This is a genomic window from Pseudocitrobacter vendiensis, assembly GCF_943590815.1.
In the GTDB taxonomy this organism is placed as follows: domain Bacteria; phylum Pseudomonadota; class Gammaproteobacteria; order Enterobacterales; family Enterobacteriaceae; genus Pseudocitrobacter; species Pseudocitrobacter vendiensis.
On record NZ_CALSBS010000008.1, the window covers coordinates 149,007 to 165,771 of the forward strand.

Here is a 16,765-nt window from a genome sequence, read left to right on the forward strand (position 1 = left end):
CTGTTATCAGGTCAGACCACTTTAGGTTTATCTTTTAACAGGGGAGTTTTATGAGTCAGGCACTACCGCTTATCACCCGTCAGGGCGATCGCATTGCCATTGTCAGTGGTTTACGTACCCCATTTGCCCGTCAGGCCACCGCCTTTCACGGTGTACCGGCGATTGATCTCGGCAAGATGGTTGTGAGCGAAATGCTGGCGCGTAGCGAAATTCCCCCTGAAATTATCGAACAGCTGGTTTTCGGCCAGGTTGTTCAGATGCCAGAAGCGCCCAATATTGCCCGCGAAATCGTCCTCGGTACGGGGATGAACGTGCACACGGACGCCTATAGCGTCAGTCGTGCCTGCGCCACCAGTTTTCAGGCGGTCGCCAACGTAGCGGAAAGTCTGATGGCAGGAACGATTCGCGCGGGGATTGCGGGTGGGGCGGATTCCTCTTCAGTGCTGCCGATTGGCGTCAGTAAAAAGCTGGCGCGGACCCTGGTGGATGCCAATAAAGCGCGCACGTTGGGGCAACGTCTGAAACTCTTTTCCCGCTTAAAGCTGCGCGACCTGATGCCGGTTCCCCCGGCGGTGGCGGAGTATTCTACTGGCCTGCGGATGGGCGACACGGCTGAACAGATGGCAAAAACGTACCATATCTCCCGTGAACAACAGGATGCGCTGGCGCATCGATCGCATCAACTGGCAGCACAGGCGTGGGCGGAAGCCAAACTGACGGATGAAGTGATGACGGCCTATGCGCCACCGTTTCGCGACCCATTTGAGCAGGACAACAACATACGCGGTAGTTCGACGCTGGCGGATTACGCCAAACTGCGCCCGGCCTTTGACCGCAAACATGGCTCGGTAACAGCGGCGAACAGCACGCCGCTGACCGATGGCGCGGCGGCGGTGATGTTAATGACCGAATCGCGCGCCCGCGAGCTGGGCTTAACGCCGCTGGGCTATCTGCGCAGCTATGCATTTACCGCCATTGGGGTGCAGCAGGATATGCTGCTCGGCCCGGCATGGGCCACGCCGCTGGCGCTCGATCGCGCGGGGCTCACCCTCGCCGATTTAACCTTGTTTGATATGCACGAAGCGTTTGCCGCACAAACGCTGGCGAACATTCAGTGCCTCGCAAGCGATAGGTTTGCCCGCGACGTGCTGGGGCGTGCTCAGGCCACCGGTGAGGTTGACGAAAGCAAATTCAATGTTTTGGGTGGGTCGATTGCCTATGGGCACCCCTTTGCCGCCACAGGCGCGCGAATGATCACGCAAACGCTTAATGAGTTGCGTCGCCGGGGAGGCGGTTTTGGCCTGGTCACCGCCTGCGCGGCGGGCGGTTTGGGCGCGGCAATGGTACTGGAGGCTGAATAATGACGACAATATCCGCATTTTCTCTCACCGTTCGCCCGGATAACGTCGCCATAATTACCATTGATGTGCCGGACGAAAAAATGAACACCCTGAAGGCGGAGTTTGGCACGCAGGTGCGGGCTATCCTCAAGCAAATTCGCGACAATAAAGCGCTTCAGGGCGTAGTGATAATCTCTGCCAAGCCTGACAACTTTATTGCCGGGGCCGATATCAACATGATTGGCAACTGCGCCAGCGCACAGGAAGCCGAAGGGCTCGCGCGGCAGGGGCAGCAGATCATGGCGGAGCTGAATGGTTTATCGATTCCGGTGATCGCCGCGATTCATGGTGCCTGTCTGGGCGGCGGGCTGGAACTGGCGCTGGCCTGTCATGGGCGTATCTGTTCTGACGATCCGAAAACCGTGCTTGGGTTACCGGAAGTGCAGCTTGGTCTGCTTCCGGGCTCGGGCGGCACCCAACGATTGCCGCGTCTGATTGGTGTGAGTACGGCGCTGGATATGATTCTGACGGGTAAGCAGTTGCGCGCGCGTCAGGCGCTGAAGGTTGGGCTGGTGGATGATGTGGTGCCGCAGACGATTTTGCTGGAGTCCGCGGTGGAGCTGGCAACGCAAGCGCCGTCACGCTCACGCCATCTGCCGGTAAAAGAGCGCGTTCTCGCAGGCCCCCTGGGGCGCAATATCCTGTTTACGCTTGCCGGAAAGAAAACCGAGCAGAAAACGCACGGTAACTATCCGGCGACCAAAAGGATTCTGGAAGTGATTGAAACCGGGCTGGCGCAAGGTACCAGCAGCGGTTATGACGCGGAAGCACGCGCATTTGGCGAGCTGGCGATGACCTCGCAGTCTAAAGCGCTGCGGCATATTTTCTTCGCCAGTACCGAGATCAAAAAAGATCCGGGGGCCAGCGTTGAGCCCGGGCCATTGCGTGCGGTGGGGATCTTGGGCGGCGGTCTGATGGGCGGGGGGATCGCCTTTGTCACCGCGACCAAAGGTAAACTTCCTGTACGTATCAAAGACATCCATGCGAAAGGCATTAACCACGCGCTGAAGTACAGTTGGGAGCTGCTTGATAACAAGGTGCGCCGCCGCCATATCAAGGCTAACGAGCGTGACAACCAACTGGCATTGATTTCCGGAACGACCGATTATCGCGGATTTGCGCATCGGGATTTGGTGATTGAAGCGGTATTTGAAGATCTGGCGCTAAAACAGAAAATGGTCAGTGAAATTGAGCAGCAGTGCGCGCCGCATACTGTCTTTGCGTCGAATACGTCATCGCTGCCAATTGGCGATATAGCCGCTCAGGCGCAACGGCCTGAACAGGTCATCGGCCTGCATTTTTTCAGCCCGGTCGAAAAAATGCCGCTGGTAGAGGTTATCCCACACGCATCAACCTCTGAGCAGACTATCGCCACCACCGTTAAGCTTGCGAAGAAACAGGGGAAAATGCCGATTGTGGTGGCCGATCGCGCTGGGTTTTATGTAAACCGTATTTTAGCGCCGTACATCAACGAGGCGATGCGTATGCTGACTGACGGCGAGCGCATCGAAGATATTGATAATGCGCTGGTTAAGTTCGGTTTCCCCGTTGGGCCCATCCAGCTTTTGGATGAGGTGGGAATTGATACAGGCACCAAAATTATGCCGGTGCTGGAAGCGGCGTATGGGGATCGTTTCAGCGCCCCTGCAACCCTTATTTCAGCGATTTTGAACGACGATCGCAAAGGCAGAAAAAACGGTCGTGGATTCTATCTTTATGGTGCAAAAGGGCGTACAAGCAAGAAACAACCGGATAGCGCGATTTATTCGCTGCCGGGAATGGCGTCGCGTAACAGCCAGCTTTCGCCGCAACAGATAGCCGAACGCTGCGTGTTGCTCATGCTCAACGAAGCGGCGCGCTGCTTTGATGAACGTGTGATCCGCAGCGCGCGCGATGGTGACATTGGCGCTGTATTTGGCATTGGTTTTCCACCGTTCTTAGGTGGCCCGTTCCGTTATATGGATTCACTGGGCGCGGGTGAAGTGGTTGCCAGATTGCAACGACTGACGACGCAGTACGGTCCACGTTTTACGCCATGTGAGGCGTTAGTCGCCATGGCAGAGCGGGGAGAAACTTTTTGGTCTCCCGTGGAAACTGGCTCACAGGGTTGAGGTCAAAGGTATATCTTTCGGCGAATGACGTTGTCCGGGTCAGTCTTGGTTATTTTGTAAACAAAGATTGACTATACTTACGCCATTAAGGTAAAAGACAGCGTTTCATTCATTGGATGGATCAGGCACAATGCCCGGCTACCGAAACATCGCAGGTCTTATTGTCTGCGATATTGATCGGTGCTTCTGTTTAACAAAAGCGGTGCAATATGCAAGTTTTTATTATGCGTCACGGCGACGCTGCTCTTGAAGCAGCCAGTGACTCGGTTCGTCCTCTTACGGGATGTGGTTGTGATGAATCTCGTCAGATGGCAACCTGGCTGAAAGGCCAAAAAGTGGATATTGAACGTGTTCTGGTTAGCCCGTTCCTGCGTGCGGAGCAGACTCTGGATGTGGTAGGGGAGTGCATGTACCTGCCAGAAGATGTTGAAGTGCTGCCTGAACTGACGCCATGCGGCGATATCGGCCTCGTCGGCGCGTATCTGCAAGCGCTGGCGAACGAAGGTATCGCGTCCGTGCTGGTGATATCCCACCTGCCACTGGTTGGCTACCTGGTCTCCGAACTCTGCCCTGGCGAAACGCCGCCAATGTTCACCACCTCTGCGATCGCCTGCGTCACGCTGGAAGCTGACGGGCTGGGCGTTTTCAACTGGCAAATGAGCCCCTGCAATCTGAAAATGGCGAAAGCGATTTAATACTCTGCTTGATGTTGTGCCGGATGGCGCTTGCGCTTATCCGGCCTACAGGTATATCCGATCGCGCGTAGGCCGGATGAGGCAACGCCGCCATCCGGCAATTCCGTGCCTATGGCAACTCCGGCGGTAGCCACTCTTCCACTTCAATCAGCACCAGCAGCGCGGCGTCTCCGCCATACTCTTTCGATGCCTGATGAAATGCCATGACGTGCGGATGCTGCGCCAGCCACAGCGGCGTTTGTTGTTTAAGAATATGCTTTCCGTGCCCGTGCATCACGCAGGCGCAAAACACATGTTCGCGGCGGCAGGCGGCAATCAGCGCGCCCAGTTCTTGTTTGGCCTGCTGCTGCGTCAACCCGTGCAAATCCAGAAACAGCTCCGGGGAGTAATCGCCACGGCGCAGTTTTTTCAGCTCGAAATGGCTGACGCCTTCACGCACGTACCTTACCGGCCCTTCAGTATTTAGCAGCGGTTGAAACTCGTCGGAAAAATAGTGGCTGTTGTCCACCTGCTCCTGAATCAGCCGTTTCACCGGCACTTCACTCACTTTCTTACGTAACGGGCGATGGACAATGGTGTCCTGCTTAATTTTGCGCGTCCCCGTCATCAGTTGCTGAAACAGCGCCTGATCCTCCTCGCTAAGTGATGCTTTCTTTTTCATCGATTCTTCTCATCTGGCATTTCCGTTAGTTTACCTTCTGAATGCGGCGGTTGGCAGTGAAAACGGTTTTTTCCCCGGTCGCCTGCGCAAGAATGCTGATTTATCGGCGTCTTCGTGGCAAACTAGCCGCCGAATTTACCCCGACGCATGCCCTGGAGAATAATGTGGATAAGATTTTTGTCGATGAAGCGGTCAATGAGCTGCAAACCATTCAGGACATGCTGCGCTGGGCGGTGAGCCGTTTTAGCGCGGCGAACATCTGGTACGGCCACGGCACCGATAACCCGTGGGATGAAGCCGTACAGCTGGTTTTGCCTTCACTCTATCTGCCGCTGGATATCCCGGAAGACATGCGCAGCGCGCGCCTGACCTCCAGTGAAAAGCATCGCATCGTCGAGCGCGTGATTCGCCGCGTCAACGAGCGTATTCCGGTTGCGTATCTGACCAATAAAGCCTGGTTCTGCGGCCATGAATTTTATGTCGACGAACGCGTGCTGGTGCCGCGTTCGCCGATTGGCGAATTAATCAACAATAAGTTCGCCGGGCTTATCAATCATCAGCCGCAGCACATCCTCGATATGTGCACCGGCAGCGGCTGTATCGCGATTGCCAGCGCCTATGCCTTCCCCGAAGCGGAAGTAGACGCCGTGGATATTTCGCTGGATGCCCTGGCCGTCGCCGAACAAAATATTGAAGAACACGGCATGATCCACAACGTCACGCCGATTCGCTCAGACCTCTTCCGTGACCTGCCGCAGTTGCAGTACGATTTAATCGTCACTAACCCGCCGTATGTCGATGCTGAAGACATGTCCGATCTGCCGAGCGAATACCGTTTCGAGCCAGAGCTGGGCCTCGCATCGGGTACGGATGGGCTGAAGCTGACGCGCCGCATTCTGGCCTGTGCACCGGATTACCTTGCGGACGATGGCGTGCTGATTTGTGAAGTTGGCAACAGCATGGTGCATCTCATGGACCAGTACCCGGACGTACCGTTTACCTGGCTGGAGTTTGATAACGGCGGTGACGGCGTCTTCATGCTGACCAAAGCGCAGCTGGTGGCTGCCCGCGATCATTTCGCGATTTACAAAGATTAATCCAGCACGCAACAACACAACAACGACAGCGGAGCCGTGATGGCAGGAAATACAATTGGACAACTCTTTCGCGTAACCACCTTCGGTGAGTCGCATGGTCTGGCACTTGGCTGTATTGTCGATGGCGTGCCGCCAGGCATCCCGTTAACGGAAGCCGATTTGCAGCACGACCTCGACCGTCGTCGCCCAGGCACCTCGCGCTACACCACCCAGCGCCGCGAGCCGGACCAGGTGAAAATTCTCTCTGGCGTATTTGAAGGCGTGACCACCGGTACCAGCATTGGCCTGCTGATTGAAAATACCGATCAGCGCTCGCAGGATTACGGTGCCATCAAAGATGTGTTCCGCCCAGGGCATGCTGATTACACCTATGAACAGAAATATGGTCTGCGCGACTATCGCGGCGGTGGCCGTTCTTCTGCTCGTGAAACCGCGATGCGCGTGGCGGCGGGCGCCATTGCCAAAAAATTCCTCGCGACGAAATTCGGTATTCAAATCCGCGCGTGCCTGACGCAAATGGGCGAGATTCCGCTGGCGATTAAAGACTGGGATCAGGTTGAGCAAAACCCGTTCTTCTGCCCGGATCCGGATAAAATCGACGTGCTGGATGAACTGATGCGTGGCCTGAAAAAAGAGGGCGATTCCATCGGCGCAAAAGTCACGGTGGTTGCTGACGCCGTGCCTGCGGGCTTTGGCGAGCCGGTCTTTGACCGCCTGGATGCCGATATCGCGCACGCACTGATGAGCATTAACGCGGTGAAAGGCGTGGAAATCGGCGATGGTTTTGAGGTGGTGAAACTGCGTGGCAGTGAAAACCGCGACGAAATTACTAAAGACGGTTTCCAGAGTAACCATGCAGGCGGCATTCTGGGGGGGATCAGCAGCGGTCAGCAGATCGTCGCGAACATCGCCCTGAAACCGACTTCCAGCATTACCGTGCCGGGTAAAACGCTCAACCGCTTTGGTGAAGAAGTCGAGATGATCACTAAAGGCCGTCACGATCCGTGTGTGGGTATTCGCGCGGTGCCTATCGCGGAAGCGATGCTGGCCATTGTTCTGATGGATCACTTTATGCGTCAACGCGCTCAAAACGCCGATGTGACGACCACTCTTCCACGCTGGTAATCATGAAAAAAACCGTTCTCGCTCTGCTGGCCCTTGTGGCCAGCACCGCCAGCCTGGCGGCAACGCCGTGGCAAAAAGTTGTTCAGCCGATCCCCGGAAGCACGCAGTCTATCGGCGCTTTTGCGAATGGGTGTATCGTCGGAGCCGAGGCGCTACCGCTGCAATCGAACACTTATCAGGTGATGCGTACCGACCAGCGTCGCTATTTCGGCCACCCGGACCTGGTGCGCTTTATTCAGCGCCTCAGTCAGCAGGTGCAGAACAACGGCATGGGAACGGTGTTGATTGGCGATATGGGCATGCCTGCCGGTGGGCGTTTTAACGGCGGTCACGCCAGCCACCAGAGCGGTCTGGATGTCGATATCTTCCTGCAACTGCCGAAAACCCGCTGGACGTCGGCGCAACTGCTGAAACCGCAGGCGCTGGATCTGGTCGCGGCGGATGGTAAAAGCATCAACTCGCGCGTCTGGCAGCCGGAAATAGGCAATCTGATTAAGCTTGCCGCGCAGGATAGCGAAGTCACGCGTATCTTTGTCAACCCGGCAATTAAGCAACAGCTTTGCCTGGAGGCAGGGAGCGATCGTGACTGGTTGCGTAAGGTTCGCCCGTGGTTCCAGCATCGTGCGCATATGCACGTGCGTCTGCGTTGCCCGGCGAACAGCCTTGAATGTGAAGATCAAGCTTTACCGCCAGCAGGTGACGGTTGCGGTGCGGAGTTACAAAGCTGGTTCGAACCGCCCAAACCGGGTGCCACCAAACCTGTGAAGAAGACGCCGCCGCCATTACCGCCTTCCTGCCAGGCGTTACTGGATGAGCATGTACTCTGATGGACAGTTTTGTTGAGATATTCACCGTCTCCCCCCTCATGTTGGCGGCGCTGTTTTTTATCGCCGCGCTGGCCGGGTTTATCGATTCTTTAGCGGGTGGCGGCGGCTTACTCACCGTTCCCGCGCTGATGGCGGCGGGGATGTCACCCGCACAGGCCCTGGCAACCAACAAATTACAGGCCTGTGGCGGTTCGCTTTCGGCATCACTCTATTTTGTCCGCCAGAAAGTCGTTAACCTGGCCGATCAGAAGCTCAATATTCTGATGACCTTCATTGGTTCAATGGCTGGGGCGCTGCTGGTTCAGTATGTAAAAGCTGACGTGCTGCGCCAAATCTTACCGCTTCTGGTTATCGGTATTGGTCTGTATTTCCTGCTGATGCCAAAAATCGGCGAAGGCGACCGCGCGCGTCGTCTGCATGGCCTGCCGTTTGCCCTGGTGGCGGGCGGCTGCGTCGGTTTTTATGACGGTTTCTTTGGCCCCGGCGCGGGGTCTTTCTACGCACTGGCGTTTGTTACCCTGGCAGGTTTTAACCTCGCCAAATCGACCGCCCATGCGAAAGTACTGAACGCCACCTCAAACGTTGGCGGGCTGCTACTGTTTATTCTGGGCGGCAAAGTTATCTGGGCAACCGGCTTCGTGATGATGGTCGGTCAGTTCTTCGGTGCCCGAATGGGGTCACGGCTGGTTCTCAGCAAAGGGCAATCGCTTATTCGCCCGATGATTGTCATCGTCTCGGCGGTGATGAGCGCCAAACTTCTGTATGACAGCCATGGACAGGAAATCCTTCAGTGGTTAGGGATGAATTAATTAATGAACGCAACGCATAACGCGCAGCAGCTGATCGCTATTTTCGATAGCTGTTTTGCCGATGATTTTAATACCCGTCTGATTAAAGGCGACGACGAACCGATCTATCTTCCTGCTGATGCCGATGTGCCCTATAACCGCATCGTCTTCGCCCACGGCTTTTACGCCAGCGCGCTGCACGAGATTTCGCACTGGTGTATCGCCGGAAAAGCGCGCCGTGAACAGGTCGATTTCGGTTACTGGTACTGCCCGGACGGGCGCGATGCCAAAACACAAGGGCAGTTTGAAGATGTGGAAGTGAAACCACAGGCTTTTGACTGGCTGTTCTGCGTGGCGGCGGGCTATCCGTTTAACGTGAGCTGCGACAACCTTGAAGGCGACTTCGAGCCGGACCGCATCGTTTTTCAGCGCCGCGTGCATGCGCAGGTGATGGAATATCTGGAGAAGGGCATTCCTGCACGCCCGGCCAGATTTATCAACGCATTACAAAACTATTATCAGACGCCGCCGCTCGCGGCAGAACAATTTCCGTGGCCGGAAGATCTTAACTAACGCCACGTTCAAAAAGAGGAAAGAAGATGATCGCCGAGTTTGAATCACGCATTCTGGCGTTAATTGATGACATGGTGGAGCACGCCAGCGACGATGAACTGTTTGCCAGCGGTTATCTGCGTGGTCACCTGACGCTGGCGGTTGCCGAGCTGGAAGAGGGCGACGACCACTCGGCTGATGCGGTGTCGCACAATGTGACGCGCAGTCTGGAGAAAGCGATTCAGGCGGGCGAACTGTCACCGCGCGACCAGGCGCTGGTGCTGGGGATGTGGGAGACGCTGTTCCAGAAGGCGCAGCAGTAGGGCCCTCACCCTATCCCTCTCCCACAGGGAGAGGGGACCGTTCGTGCAGTTTGGTTTTTCTCCCTCTCCCTGCGGGAGAGGGCCGGGGTGAGGGGTAGCTTACTTAACCTTTTTCCCCTTCAATAACTTTCTCACCCACAACCGGTTCGGATTCAACGCCGATAATGTCCGGGCATCCAGCGGTAGCGGTTCATGGCTCATTTGCGATGCCAGTATTTCGGCCGCCAGCGGCGCGGTGCATAACCCACGAGACCCAAATCCACCCAACATAAACAGATTCGGATAACCCGGGGCTGTGGCTGCTGTGTCTTGCTCCTCATGCAGATGGGCATATTGCGTCAGCGTGGCGTCGTAATCCGGCACATTGCCGAGCATGGGCAGATGGTCGCGCGTGGCGCATCGCACGCCAACACGCGCCTCGTTGGCGCTGACATCGACCTCTTTCGCCCATTCGGCATCGGGGAAACAGTTGATCAATCGCTGACGATTATGCTGCTGGTCTTCCTCGTTAAAGGTCATCTCTCGTTCGCCACGATGGTAGCTTGCGCCAATGCAGTGATGCTGATTGGCCGGGTTTTGCGGCGTCAGGTAACCGTCATAGCACAGCACCTGGCGAAGCTGCGCCAGCGAAGGGCCCGTGGGAATATGACTTACCTGCCCGCCAACAGCGTACACAGGCAACGCTGCAGTTTGGGGAAGCTGGTTAATATTATGCCCGGTCGCCAGCACCACGCTCGCGGCGCGGGCGCTTTCATAATCAGCGAAATGCAACTGCCAGGCGTCATCCTGCTTTTCCAGCGAAGTGAGGGATTTGTTCCAGTGCACGGCCAGCCCTTGCTGCCGGGCCAGCGCCAATACGCTTGCCGTGAGCTGTGCCGGAGAGAGCCAGCCGCCCGCCGGATACTGAATGCCGCCGCAGCCTGTTTCTACGCCGATATTTTCGGCAACGTCCTGCGCGCTCACCGCGTGTGCCAATGCTTCAGGCAGCTCCAGCAACAGCATCTGGTTGATTTTCTGCTGACTTTTTTCATCCCAGCCAAGCTGGGTAACGCCGCACCACTGATGATCAAATGCCACCGGGAGCGAATCATAAAGCCGACGTGCGAAGGTGAACGCTGCCGGGAAGAACGTTTCCAGGGCGGGATCGTGCGCGCTCAACAACGGATACAGCGCCCCCTGACGATTACCGGATGCGCCCTGCGCCGGGGCATCGTCGGCACAGTAAAGCGTCACCTGCCAGCCGCGTCTCAGTAGGGCCAGTGAGAGCAGGGCGCTGGCGATACCGCCGCCGATAATCGCAGTTTCACGCGTGCTGGCGCCGGTGCGGGCAAACCAGGGCGCACGCGCGGGAAGGATGTTTGGCTGCGTCATTTCCCCGACCAGCATTTCGCGCTTGCGGCCAAAGCCTTTGGTTTTATGCATCGTAAAACCGGCGTCCTGTAAACCTCGACGGACAAAACCCGCCGAGGTGAACGTCGCCAGCGTGCCGCCGGGCCGGGCCAGACGCGCCATCGCGGAAAAGAGCTGCGGCGTCCACATATCCGGGTTTTTCGCCGGGGCGAAGCCGTCGAGGAACCAGGCATCCACCTGCTGATTGAACGAATCATCCAGTTGATCAGTCAGCTCGTTGATGTCGCCGAACCATAAATCGAGCGTCACCCGTCCGCCATCGAGCAATAAACGGTGGCATCCCGCCAGCGGCAGCGGCCACTGGGCCTGAAGCTGTTCCGCCCACGGTGCCAGTTCCGGCCAGTGCTGATGTGCTAAGCGCAGGTCGCCGGCGGTGAGTGGGAATTTTTCAAAGCTGACAAAATGCAGCCGTTGCAGTGTCGCCTCAGGGTTGGCGAGGCGAAAGGCATCGAACGCCTGCCAAAGCGTTAGAAAGTTGAGCCCGGTTCCGAATCCGCTTTCCGCTACCACAAAAAGAGGATGCGGATGCGTGGGGAAGCGTGCCTCTAACTGGTTACCCCCCAGAAAGACGTAGCGTGTTTCTTCCAGACCATTGTCATTGGAGAAGTAGACGTCGTCGAAATCTCGGGAAACAGGTGTACCCTCACTGTTGAATTCGAGGTTGGCAGATTGTATGGCGTTTTGTTTCACGTAAGTTACTCGTGCGGCAAGGAGTCCGCCGATCTTAGCGATGCGTGCCGGAAGGCGCAAATTTATGCATAAATTGGCTGATCGGACTTGTTCGGCGTACAAGTGTACGCTATCTTGCCTCTCGAAACTTTAAAATAGTGATGACTTACAGAGGTTATGAATGAAACGTGCAGTGATTACTGGCCTGGGCATCGTTTCCAGCATCGGTAGCAACCAGCAGGAAGTCCTGGCATCTCTGCGTGAAGGACGCTCGGGGATCACTTTCTCTCAAGAGTTCAAAGATTCTGGTATGCGTAGCCACGTATGGGGTAACGTCAAACTGGACACCACCGGTCTTATTGACCGCAAAGTGGTCCGTTTCATGAACGATGCCTCTATCTACGCTTACCTCTCCATGCAGCAAGCCGTTGAAGACTCCGGCCTGAAAGCAGAAGATTATCAGAATAACCCGCGTGTGGGATTGATCGCCGGTTCCGGTGGCTCCTCCAAAGCGCAGGTATTCGGCGCTGACGCAATGCGTAGCCCGCGCGGCCTGAAAGCGGTTGGCCCTTATGTGGTGACCAAAGCCATGGGTTCTGCGGTTTCCGCATGCCTGGCAACGCCGTTTAAAATTCATGGTGTGAACTACTCTATCAGCTCTGCGTGTGCCACTTCCGCGCACTGTATCGGTAATGCGGTAGAACAAATTCAACTGGGCAAACAGGACATCGTGTTTGCAGGCGGCGGCGAAGAACTGGGCTGGGAAATGGCCTGTGAGTTCGACGCTATGGGCGCACTGTCCACTAAATTCAACGACACGCCGGAAAAAGCGTCCCGTACCTATGACGCGCACCGTGATGGCTTCATCATCGCAGGCGGCGGCGGTATGGTTGTCGTGGAAGAGCTGGAACACGCTCTGGCGCGCGGCGCGCATATCTATGCAGAAATCGTGGGCTACGGCGCAACGTCTGATGGCGCTGACATGGTTGCTCCGTCTGGTGAAGGCGCAGTACGTTGCATGAAGATGGCGATGAACGGCGTTGATACCCCAATCGATTACCTGAACTCCCACGGTACTTCTACTCCGGTAGGCGACGTGAAAGAACTGGGCGCTATCCAGGAAGTGTTTGGCGATAACAGCCCGGCTATCTCTGCCACCAAAGCCATGACCGGCCACTCTCTGGGCGCGGCTGGCGTGCAGGAAGCTATCTACTCTCTGCTGATGCTGGAACATGGCTTTATCGCGCCAAGCATCAACATTGAAGAGCTGGACGAGCAGGCTGCTGGCCTGAACATCGTTACCAAACCGACTGAGCGTGAACTGACGACCGTTATGTCTAACAGCTTCGGCTTCGGCGGTACCAACGCAACACTGGTGATGCGCAAGCTGAAAGCGTAATTGCTGAATGTGATAAAAAAGGAGCCGAAAGGCTCCTTTTTTGTGCGTTGACATCTTGCTGTTAAAAAAGGCAAAATCTGCCCTCAACACTCTTATATGAGTGCGTAAGCGTTTAACGTCAATCAACGCGCCGACACCCTGATTATCAGGTGGAGGAGGCGTGGTCTATTCCCCGCCTTACTCTGCATTCTGGAGTAAAGCATGTCTGAAGTTTCTCAATCTGTTCCAGCATCTTCCGGTAACGGATCGCTGTTCCGTATCGCATTTGCCGTTTTTCTCACCTATCTGACCGTCGGTATTCCGCTGCCCGTTATTCCGTTATTTGTGCATCAGGAACTGGGGTATGGCAATACCATGGTGGGTATCGCCGTGGGTATTCAGTTTCTTGCCACCGTGTTAACGCGAGGCTATGCCGGGCGTTTGGCCGATCAGTACGGTGCGAAGCGTTCGGCGCTTCAGGGAATGGCCGCCTGTGCGCTGGCCGGAGCGGCCTGGCTGGCGGCGGCACTGCTGCCCGTCGATGCGATGGTGAAGTTTGGCCTGCTGATTGTGGGCCGTTTAATTCTGGGCTTTGGTGAAAGCCAGTTGCTAACCGGAACACTCACCTGGGGCATGGGGCTGGTTGGCCCAAAACGCTCCGGAAAGGTGATGTCGTGGAACGGGATGGCGATTTTTGGCGCGCTGGCGGTTGGTGCGCCGTTGGGACTTTTCCTCAACAGCCATTACAGTTTTGCCACGCTTGCGGTGGTGACGATGCTGTTGCCCGTGGCGGCGTGGGCCTTTAACGGTAGCGTACGCAAAGTGCCTGCCAGCGCAGGCGAACGGCCTTCGCTGTGGAGCGTTATTGGGCTTATCTGGCAGCCGGGTCTTGGCCTGGCGCTGCAGGGCGTGGGCTTTGCGGTGATCGGTACTTTTGTGTCGCTCTACTTTGCCAGCAACGGCTGGGCGATGGCGGGTTTTACCTTAACAGCCTTTGGTGGCGCGTTTGTACTGGTGCGAATTCTGTTTGGCTGGATGCCTGACCGTTTCGGCGGGGTGAAGGTGGCGGTAGGCTCGCTGCTGGTTGAAACGGTGGGCCTGGCGCTGCTGTGGCTGGCACCGGATGCGTGGATGGCGCTCGCCGGTGCGGCACTCACCGGAGCAGGTTGTTCGCTGATTTTCCCGGCGCTGGGCGTCGAAGTCGTCAAGCGTGTACCGCCGCAGGTGCGCGGCACGGCGTTAGGCGGCTATGCGGCATTTCAGGATATCGCGCTCGGTGTCTCCGGCCCGCTGGCGGGGATGCTGGCGACAATGGCGGGATATCCTTCCGTCTTCCTTGCCGGGGCGATTTCGGCGCTGCTGGGCATTGTGGTGACGCTGATTACATTCCGACGCCCATAAATTCACTGCTTTTTTAGCCCGATATTATCTATCGGGCTTTTACGTTTTAAAGCACAATCCACATGATTGCCATCACCACTATTATCACTACCAGCATGATGCCAGGGCGAGCAGAGGCCGCTTTATACACCTCAATAAGCGGTGCGAACGGGCTGGTGATAGGCTGCACATATCGCACATCCAGCGTGTCCTGCGAACGCTCGACGCGCTTAAGGAACAGCTGATTCAGCAGCGTTTGCACCTGTGTCATCGTCAGCACCGTCTGTGGCGTAATGTTCCAGTTTTGCTGACCGTAATCCTTCAGAGCCTGCCATTCGTGCGGCTCCATCGGCTGTTTGAGGGCGGCCTGCAATGCATTGAGCGTCGGCGCGGGCTGGGTGCTAAGCGTTTGCCGCGCCTGTAACCAGGTCGCCAGTGCCGTAAAATGCTTGGCCGGAATCAACTCGCCGGTTTTTACACCGGAAAGCTCCAGCATCGACTGCCAGATAATCTTGCTCGACTCGCCCGTGGCAGCGGCAAGTTTGGTCACCAGCTGATTCAGCGTATTGTGCTCGGCTGGCTGCATTGGGCGATCGGTCGCCGGACGTTGCTGCGGTTGCGGAATCGACAATTCGCCGTTTTGTAGAAGTTGCAACACGTTTTTCAGTTGAGCGGGCGTCAACTGGCTCAGCGCGGTTTGCCCGTACTGCTGGCGAATGAAATCGCTGACCGCCTGGCGATTATTTCCGTGATTCAGTAATTCCGTCAGTTGTGACAGGGTTTGCCGGGTGCTGAGATTCTGTTGCGCCGTGTCGAGGCGCTGCTTCAGATTCTGCTCGGCGGCAGGAAAATTGCGCGACACCAACGGTGAATCGTTCTTCAACCCCAAATCGTGACGTACGCCAGCCCACACCTGCGCATTTGTTTGCGAGGTCAACGCCATAAGACGTGTGATAAGGCGTTCAAGTACCGTGCGCTGCTGCGTGGAGAGCGGTTGTTCCCCAGCAATGGACGTTGTGGTGGAACCTTCCCCCGGAGGGCGCGAGGGCATACCTGAAATGGGTTGCGTCATGATTTATCCTTAACCTTATTGCTTTACTTAACCAGGAAGTCGAGTATGCCTGGCGGCCAGATTATGGCACACTTCCCCGGTTAACTCTCGTTCTCAGACAGGTACCGTAACGTGAAAATCCTTGTTGATGAAAATATGCCCTACGCCCGTGAGCTCTTCAGCCGTTTGGGTGAGGTGAAGGCTGTTCCTGGACGCCCCATTCCGGTTGCGGAACTGGCGGGCGCCGACGCGCTGATGGTGCGATCAGTCACGAAGGTGAATGAGACCCTGCTGGCGAATCAGTCGATCAAATTTGTTGGCACGGCGACCGCGGGTACGGACCATGTCGATCAGGCGTGGCTTGCGCAGGCGGGCATTGGTTTTTCCGCCGCCCCTGGCTGTAACGCCATTGCGGTTGTGGAATATGTTTTCTCCTCGCTGCTCTATCTCGCTGAGCGCGACGGTTTCACGCTCACAGATCGTACAGTCGGGATTGTAGGCGTCGGTAACGTGGGCGCACGCCTGCAAAAACGTCTCGAAGCGTTAGGTGTGCGCACGCTGCTGTGCGATCCGCCGCGTGCCGATAACGGTGACGAAGGCGATTTCCGTCCGCTGGATGAACTGGTACAGGAAGCCGATATTCTGACCTTCCATACGCCACTGTTTAAAGATGGCCCGTATAAGTCGCTGCACCTGGCGGATGAGGCGCTGATTCGCCGCCTGAAACCGGGGGCGATTTTAATTAACGCCTGCCGTGGCCCGGTGGTGGATAACGCAGCCTTGTTAAAATGCCTTGAGGCCGGACAGGACCTGAGCGTCGTGCTTGACGTCTGGGAGCCAGAACCGGATCTCAACCTTGCGCTGCTCGATAAAGTAGATATCGGCACGTCACACATTGCGGGCTATACGCTGGAAGGCAAAGCGCGTGGTACCACCCAGGTGTTTGAAGCCTATAGCAAGTTTATCGGTCAGGCGCAGCAGGTGGCGCTGGATACGCTGCTGCCGCCGCCAGAATTCGGTCGTATCACCCTGCACGGTAAGCTCTGCCAGCCAACGCTGAAAAGGCTGGTGCATTTGGTGTATGATGTGCGCCGCGATGATGCGCCGCTGCGAAAAGTAGCGGGCATTCCGGGTGAATTCGACAAGCTGCGTAAGAATTACCTTGAGCGCCGCGAGTGGTCGTCACTGTATGTCCAGTGCGATGACGCAGATGCGGCGACGCTTTTGAAAAAGCTCGGGTTTAACGCTGTGCATCACCCAATTCGTTAAGATTATTTCTTTTGTGCCTTGCCTGTCGG

15 protein-coding genes are annotated in these 16,765 nt (G+C 56.5%); 12 read left to right on the forward strand and 3 right to left on the reverse strand.

Annotated features, from left to right (window positions below; genetic code table 11):
- Window positions 1–50 precede the first annotated feature (50 nt).
- From fadI to sixA, 3 genes are all read left to right on the forward strand, one after another.
- Window positions 51–1,361, forward strand: a complete 1,311-nt coding sequence (gene fadI, locus NMC31_RS11190) for an acetyl-CoA C-acyltransferase FadI (protein WP_253897958.1) — start codon at window positions 51–53, stop codon at window positions 1,359–1,361.
- Window positions 1,361–3,511 (forward strand): fatty acid oxidation complex subunit alpha FadJ, encoded by a 2,151-nt coding sequence (fadJ, locus tag NMC31_RS11195; protein ID WP_253897959.1) that lies wholly within the window; start codon window positions 1,361–1,363, stop codon window positions 3,509–3,511. Before fadI ends, fadJ begins: the two co-directional genes overlap by 1 nt.
- Window positions 3,512–3,720: 209 nt before the next feature.
- On the forward strand, window positions 3,721–4,206 hold the full coding sequence (gene sixA / locus NMC31_RS11200; protein ID WP_253897960.1) for a phosphohistidine phosphatase SixA: 486 nt from the start codon (window positions 3,721–3,723) through the stop codon (window positions 4,204–4,206).
- 109 nt (window positions 4,207–4,315) lie between these two features.
- On the opposite strand, the gene smrB is transcribed toward sixA, so the two are convergent.
- Window positions 4,316–4,867, reverse strand: coding sequence for an endonuclease SmrB (smrB, locus tag NMC31_RS11205; RefSeq protein ID WP_149461971.1), 552 nt, complete (start codon window positions 4,865–4,867; stop codon window positions 4,316–4,318).
- A gap of 164 nt (window positions 4,868–5,031) precedes the next feature.
- Here smrB and prmB point away from each other — a divergent pair, with 164 nt between their 5' ends.
- The 6 genes from prmB to NMC31_RS11235 are packed head-to-tail and all read left to right on the forward strand — an operon-like array spanning window position 5,032 to window position 9,579.
- A complete protein-coding gene (gene prmB, locus NMC31_RS11210) occupies window positions 5,032–5,964 on the forward strand; it encodes a 50S ribosomal protein L3 N(5)-glutamine methyltransferase (protein ID WP_041686401.1) in 933 nt (310 codons plus the stop codon).
- Between the two features lie 39 nt (window positions 5,965–6,003).
- A complete protein-coding gene (gene aroC / locus NMC31_RS11215; protein ID WP_253897961.1) occupies window positions 6,004–7,089 on the forward strand; it encodes a chorismate synthase in 1,086 nt (361 codons plus the stop codon).
- Window positions 7,090–7,091: 2 nt separating this feature from the next.
- Window positions 7,092–7,916 (forward strand): penicillin-insensitive murein endopeptidase, encoded by an 825-nt coding sequence (gene mepA / locus NMC31_RS11220; RefSeq protein ID WP_253897962.1) that lies wholly within the window; start codon window positions 7,092–7,094, stop codon window positions 7,914–7,916.
- Entirely contained in the window at window positions 7,916–8,725 is an 810-nt protein-coding gene (locus NMC31_RS11225) for a sulfite exporter TauE/SafE family protein (protein WP_149461974.1), read from the forward strand. The genes mepA and NMC31_RS11225 overlap by 1 nt, the downstream gene beginning before the upstream one ends.
- Window positions 8,726–8,728: 3 nt before the next feature.
- A complete protein-coding gene (locus NMC31_RS11230; protein WP_149461975.1) occupies window positions 8,729–9,277 on the forward strand; it encodes an elongation factor P hydroxylase in 549 nt (182 codons plus the stop codon).
- Window positions 9,278–9,303: 26 nt separating this feature from the next.
- Window positions 9,304–9,579, forward strand: coding sequence for a YfcL family protein (locus NMC31_RS11235; protein WP_015963604.1), 276 nt, complete (start codon window positions 9,304–9,306; stop codon window positions 9,577–9,579).
- A gap of 99 nt (window positions 9,580–9,678) precedes the next feature.
- On the opposite strand, the gene mnmC is transcribed toward NMC31_RS11235, so the two are convergent.
- A complete protein-coding gene (gene mnmC / locus NMC31_RS11240; RefSeq protein WP_253897963.1) occupies window positions 9,679–11,679 on the reverse strand; it encodes a bifunctional tRNA (5-methylaminomethyl-2-thiouridine)(34)-methyltransferase MnmC2/FAD-dependent 5-carboxymethylaminomethyl-2-thiouridine(34) oxidoreductase MnmC1 in 2,001 nt (666 codons plus the stop codon).
- A 160-nt stretch (window positions 11,680–11,839) separates the two neighbouring features.
- Between mnmC and fabB the strand changes: the two genes are divergently transcribed.
- Both fabB and NMC31_RS11250 read left to right on the forward strand, forming a co-directional pair.
- A complete protein-coding gene (fabB, locus tag NMC31_RS11245; protein WP_149461977.1) occupies window positions 11,840–13,057 on the forward strand; it encodes a beta-ketoacyl-ACP synthase I in 1,218 nt (405 codons plus the stop codon).
- A gap of 201 nt (window positions 13,058–13,258) precedes the next feature.
- Complete coding sequence (locus NMC31_RS11250) at window positions 13,259–14,437, forward strand: MFS transporter (RefSeq protein ID WP_253897964.1); 1,179 nt, start codon at window positions 13,259–13,261, stop codon at window positions 14,435–14,437.
- Between the two features lie 46 nt (window positions 14,438–14,483).
- Here NMC31_RS11250 and flk read toward each other — a convergent pair whose 3' ends face one another.
- Complete coding sequence (gene flk, locus NMC31_RS11255) at window positions 14,484–15,488, reverse strand: flagella biosynthesis regulator Flk (protein ID WP_253897965.1); 1,005 nt, start codon at window positions 15,486–15,488, stop codon at window positions 14,484–14,486.
- A gap of 111 nt (window positions 15,489–15,599) precedes the next feature.
- Here flk and pdxB point away from each other — a divergent pair, with 111 nt between their 5' ends.
- Window positions 15,600–16,736, forward strand: a complete 1,137-nt coding sequence (pdxB, locus tag NMC31_RS11260; protein ID WP_149461980.1) for a 4-phosphoerythronate dehydrogenase PdxB — start codon at window positions 15,600–15,602, stop codon at window positions 16,734–16,736.
- Window positions 16,737–16,765 lie beyond the last annotated feature (29 nt).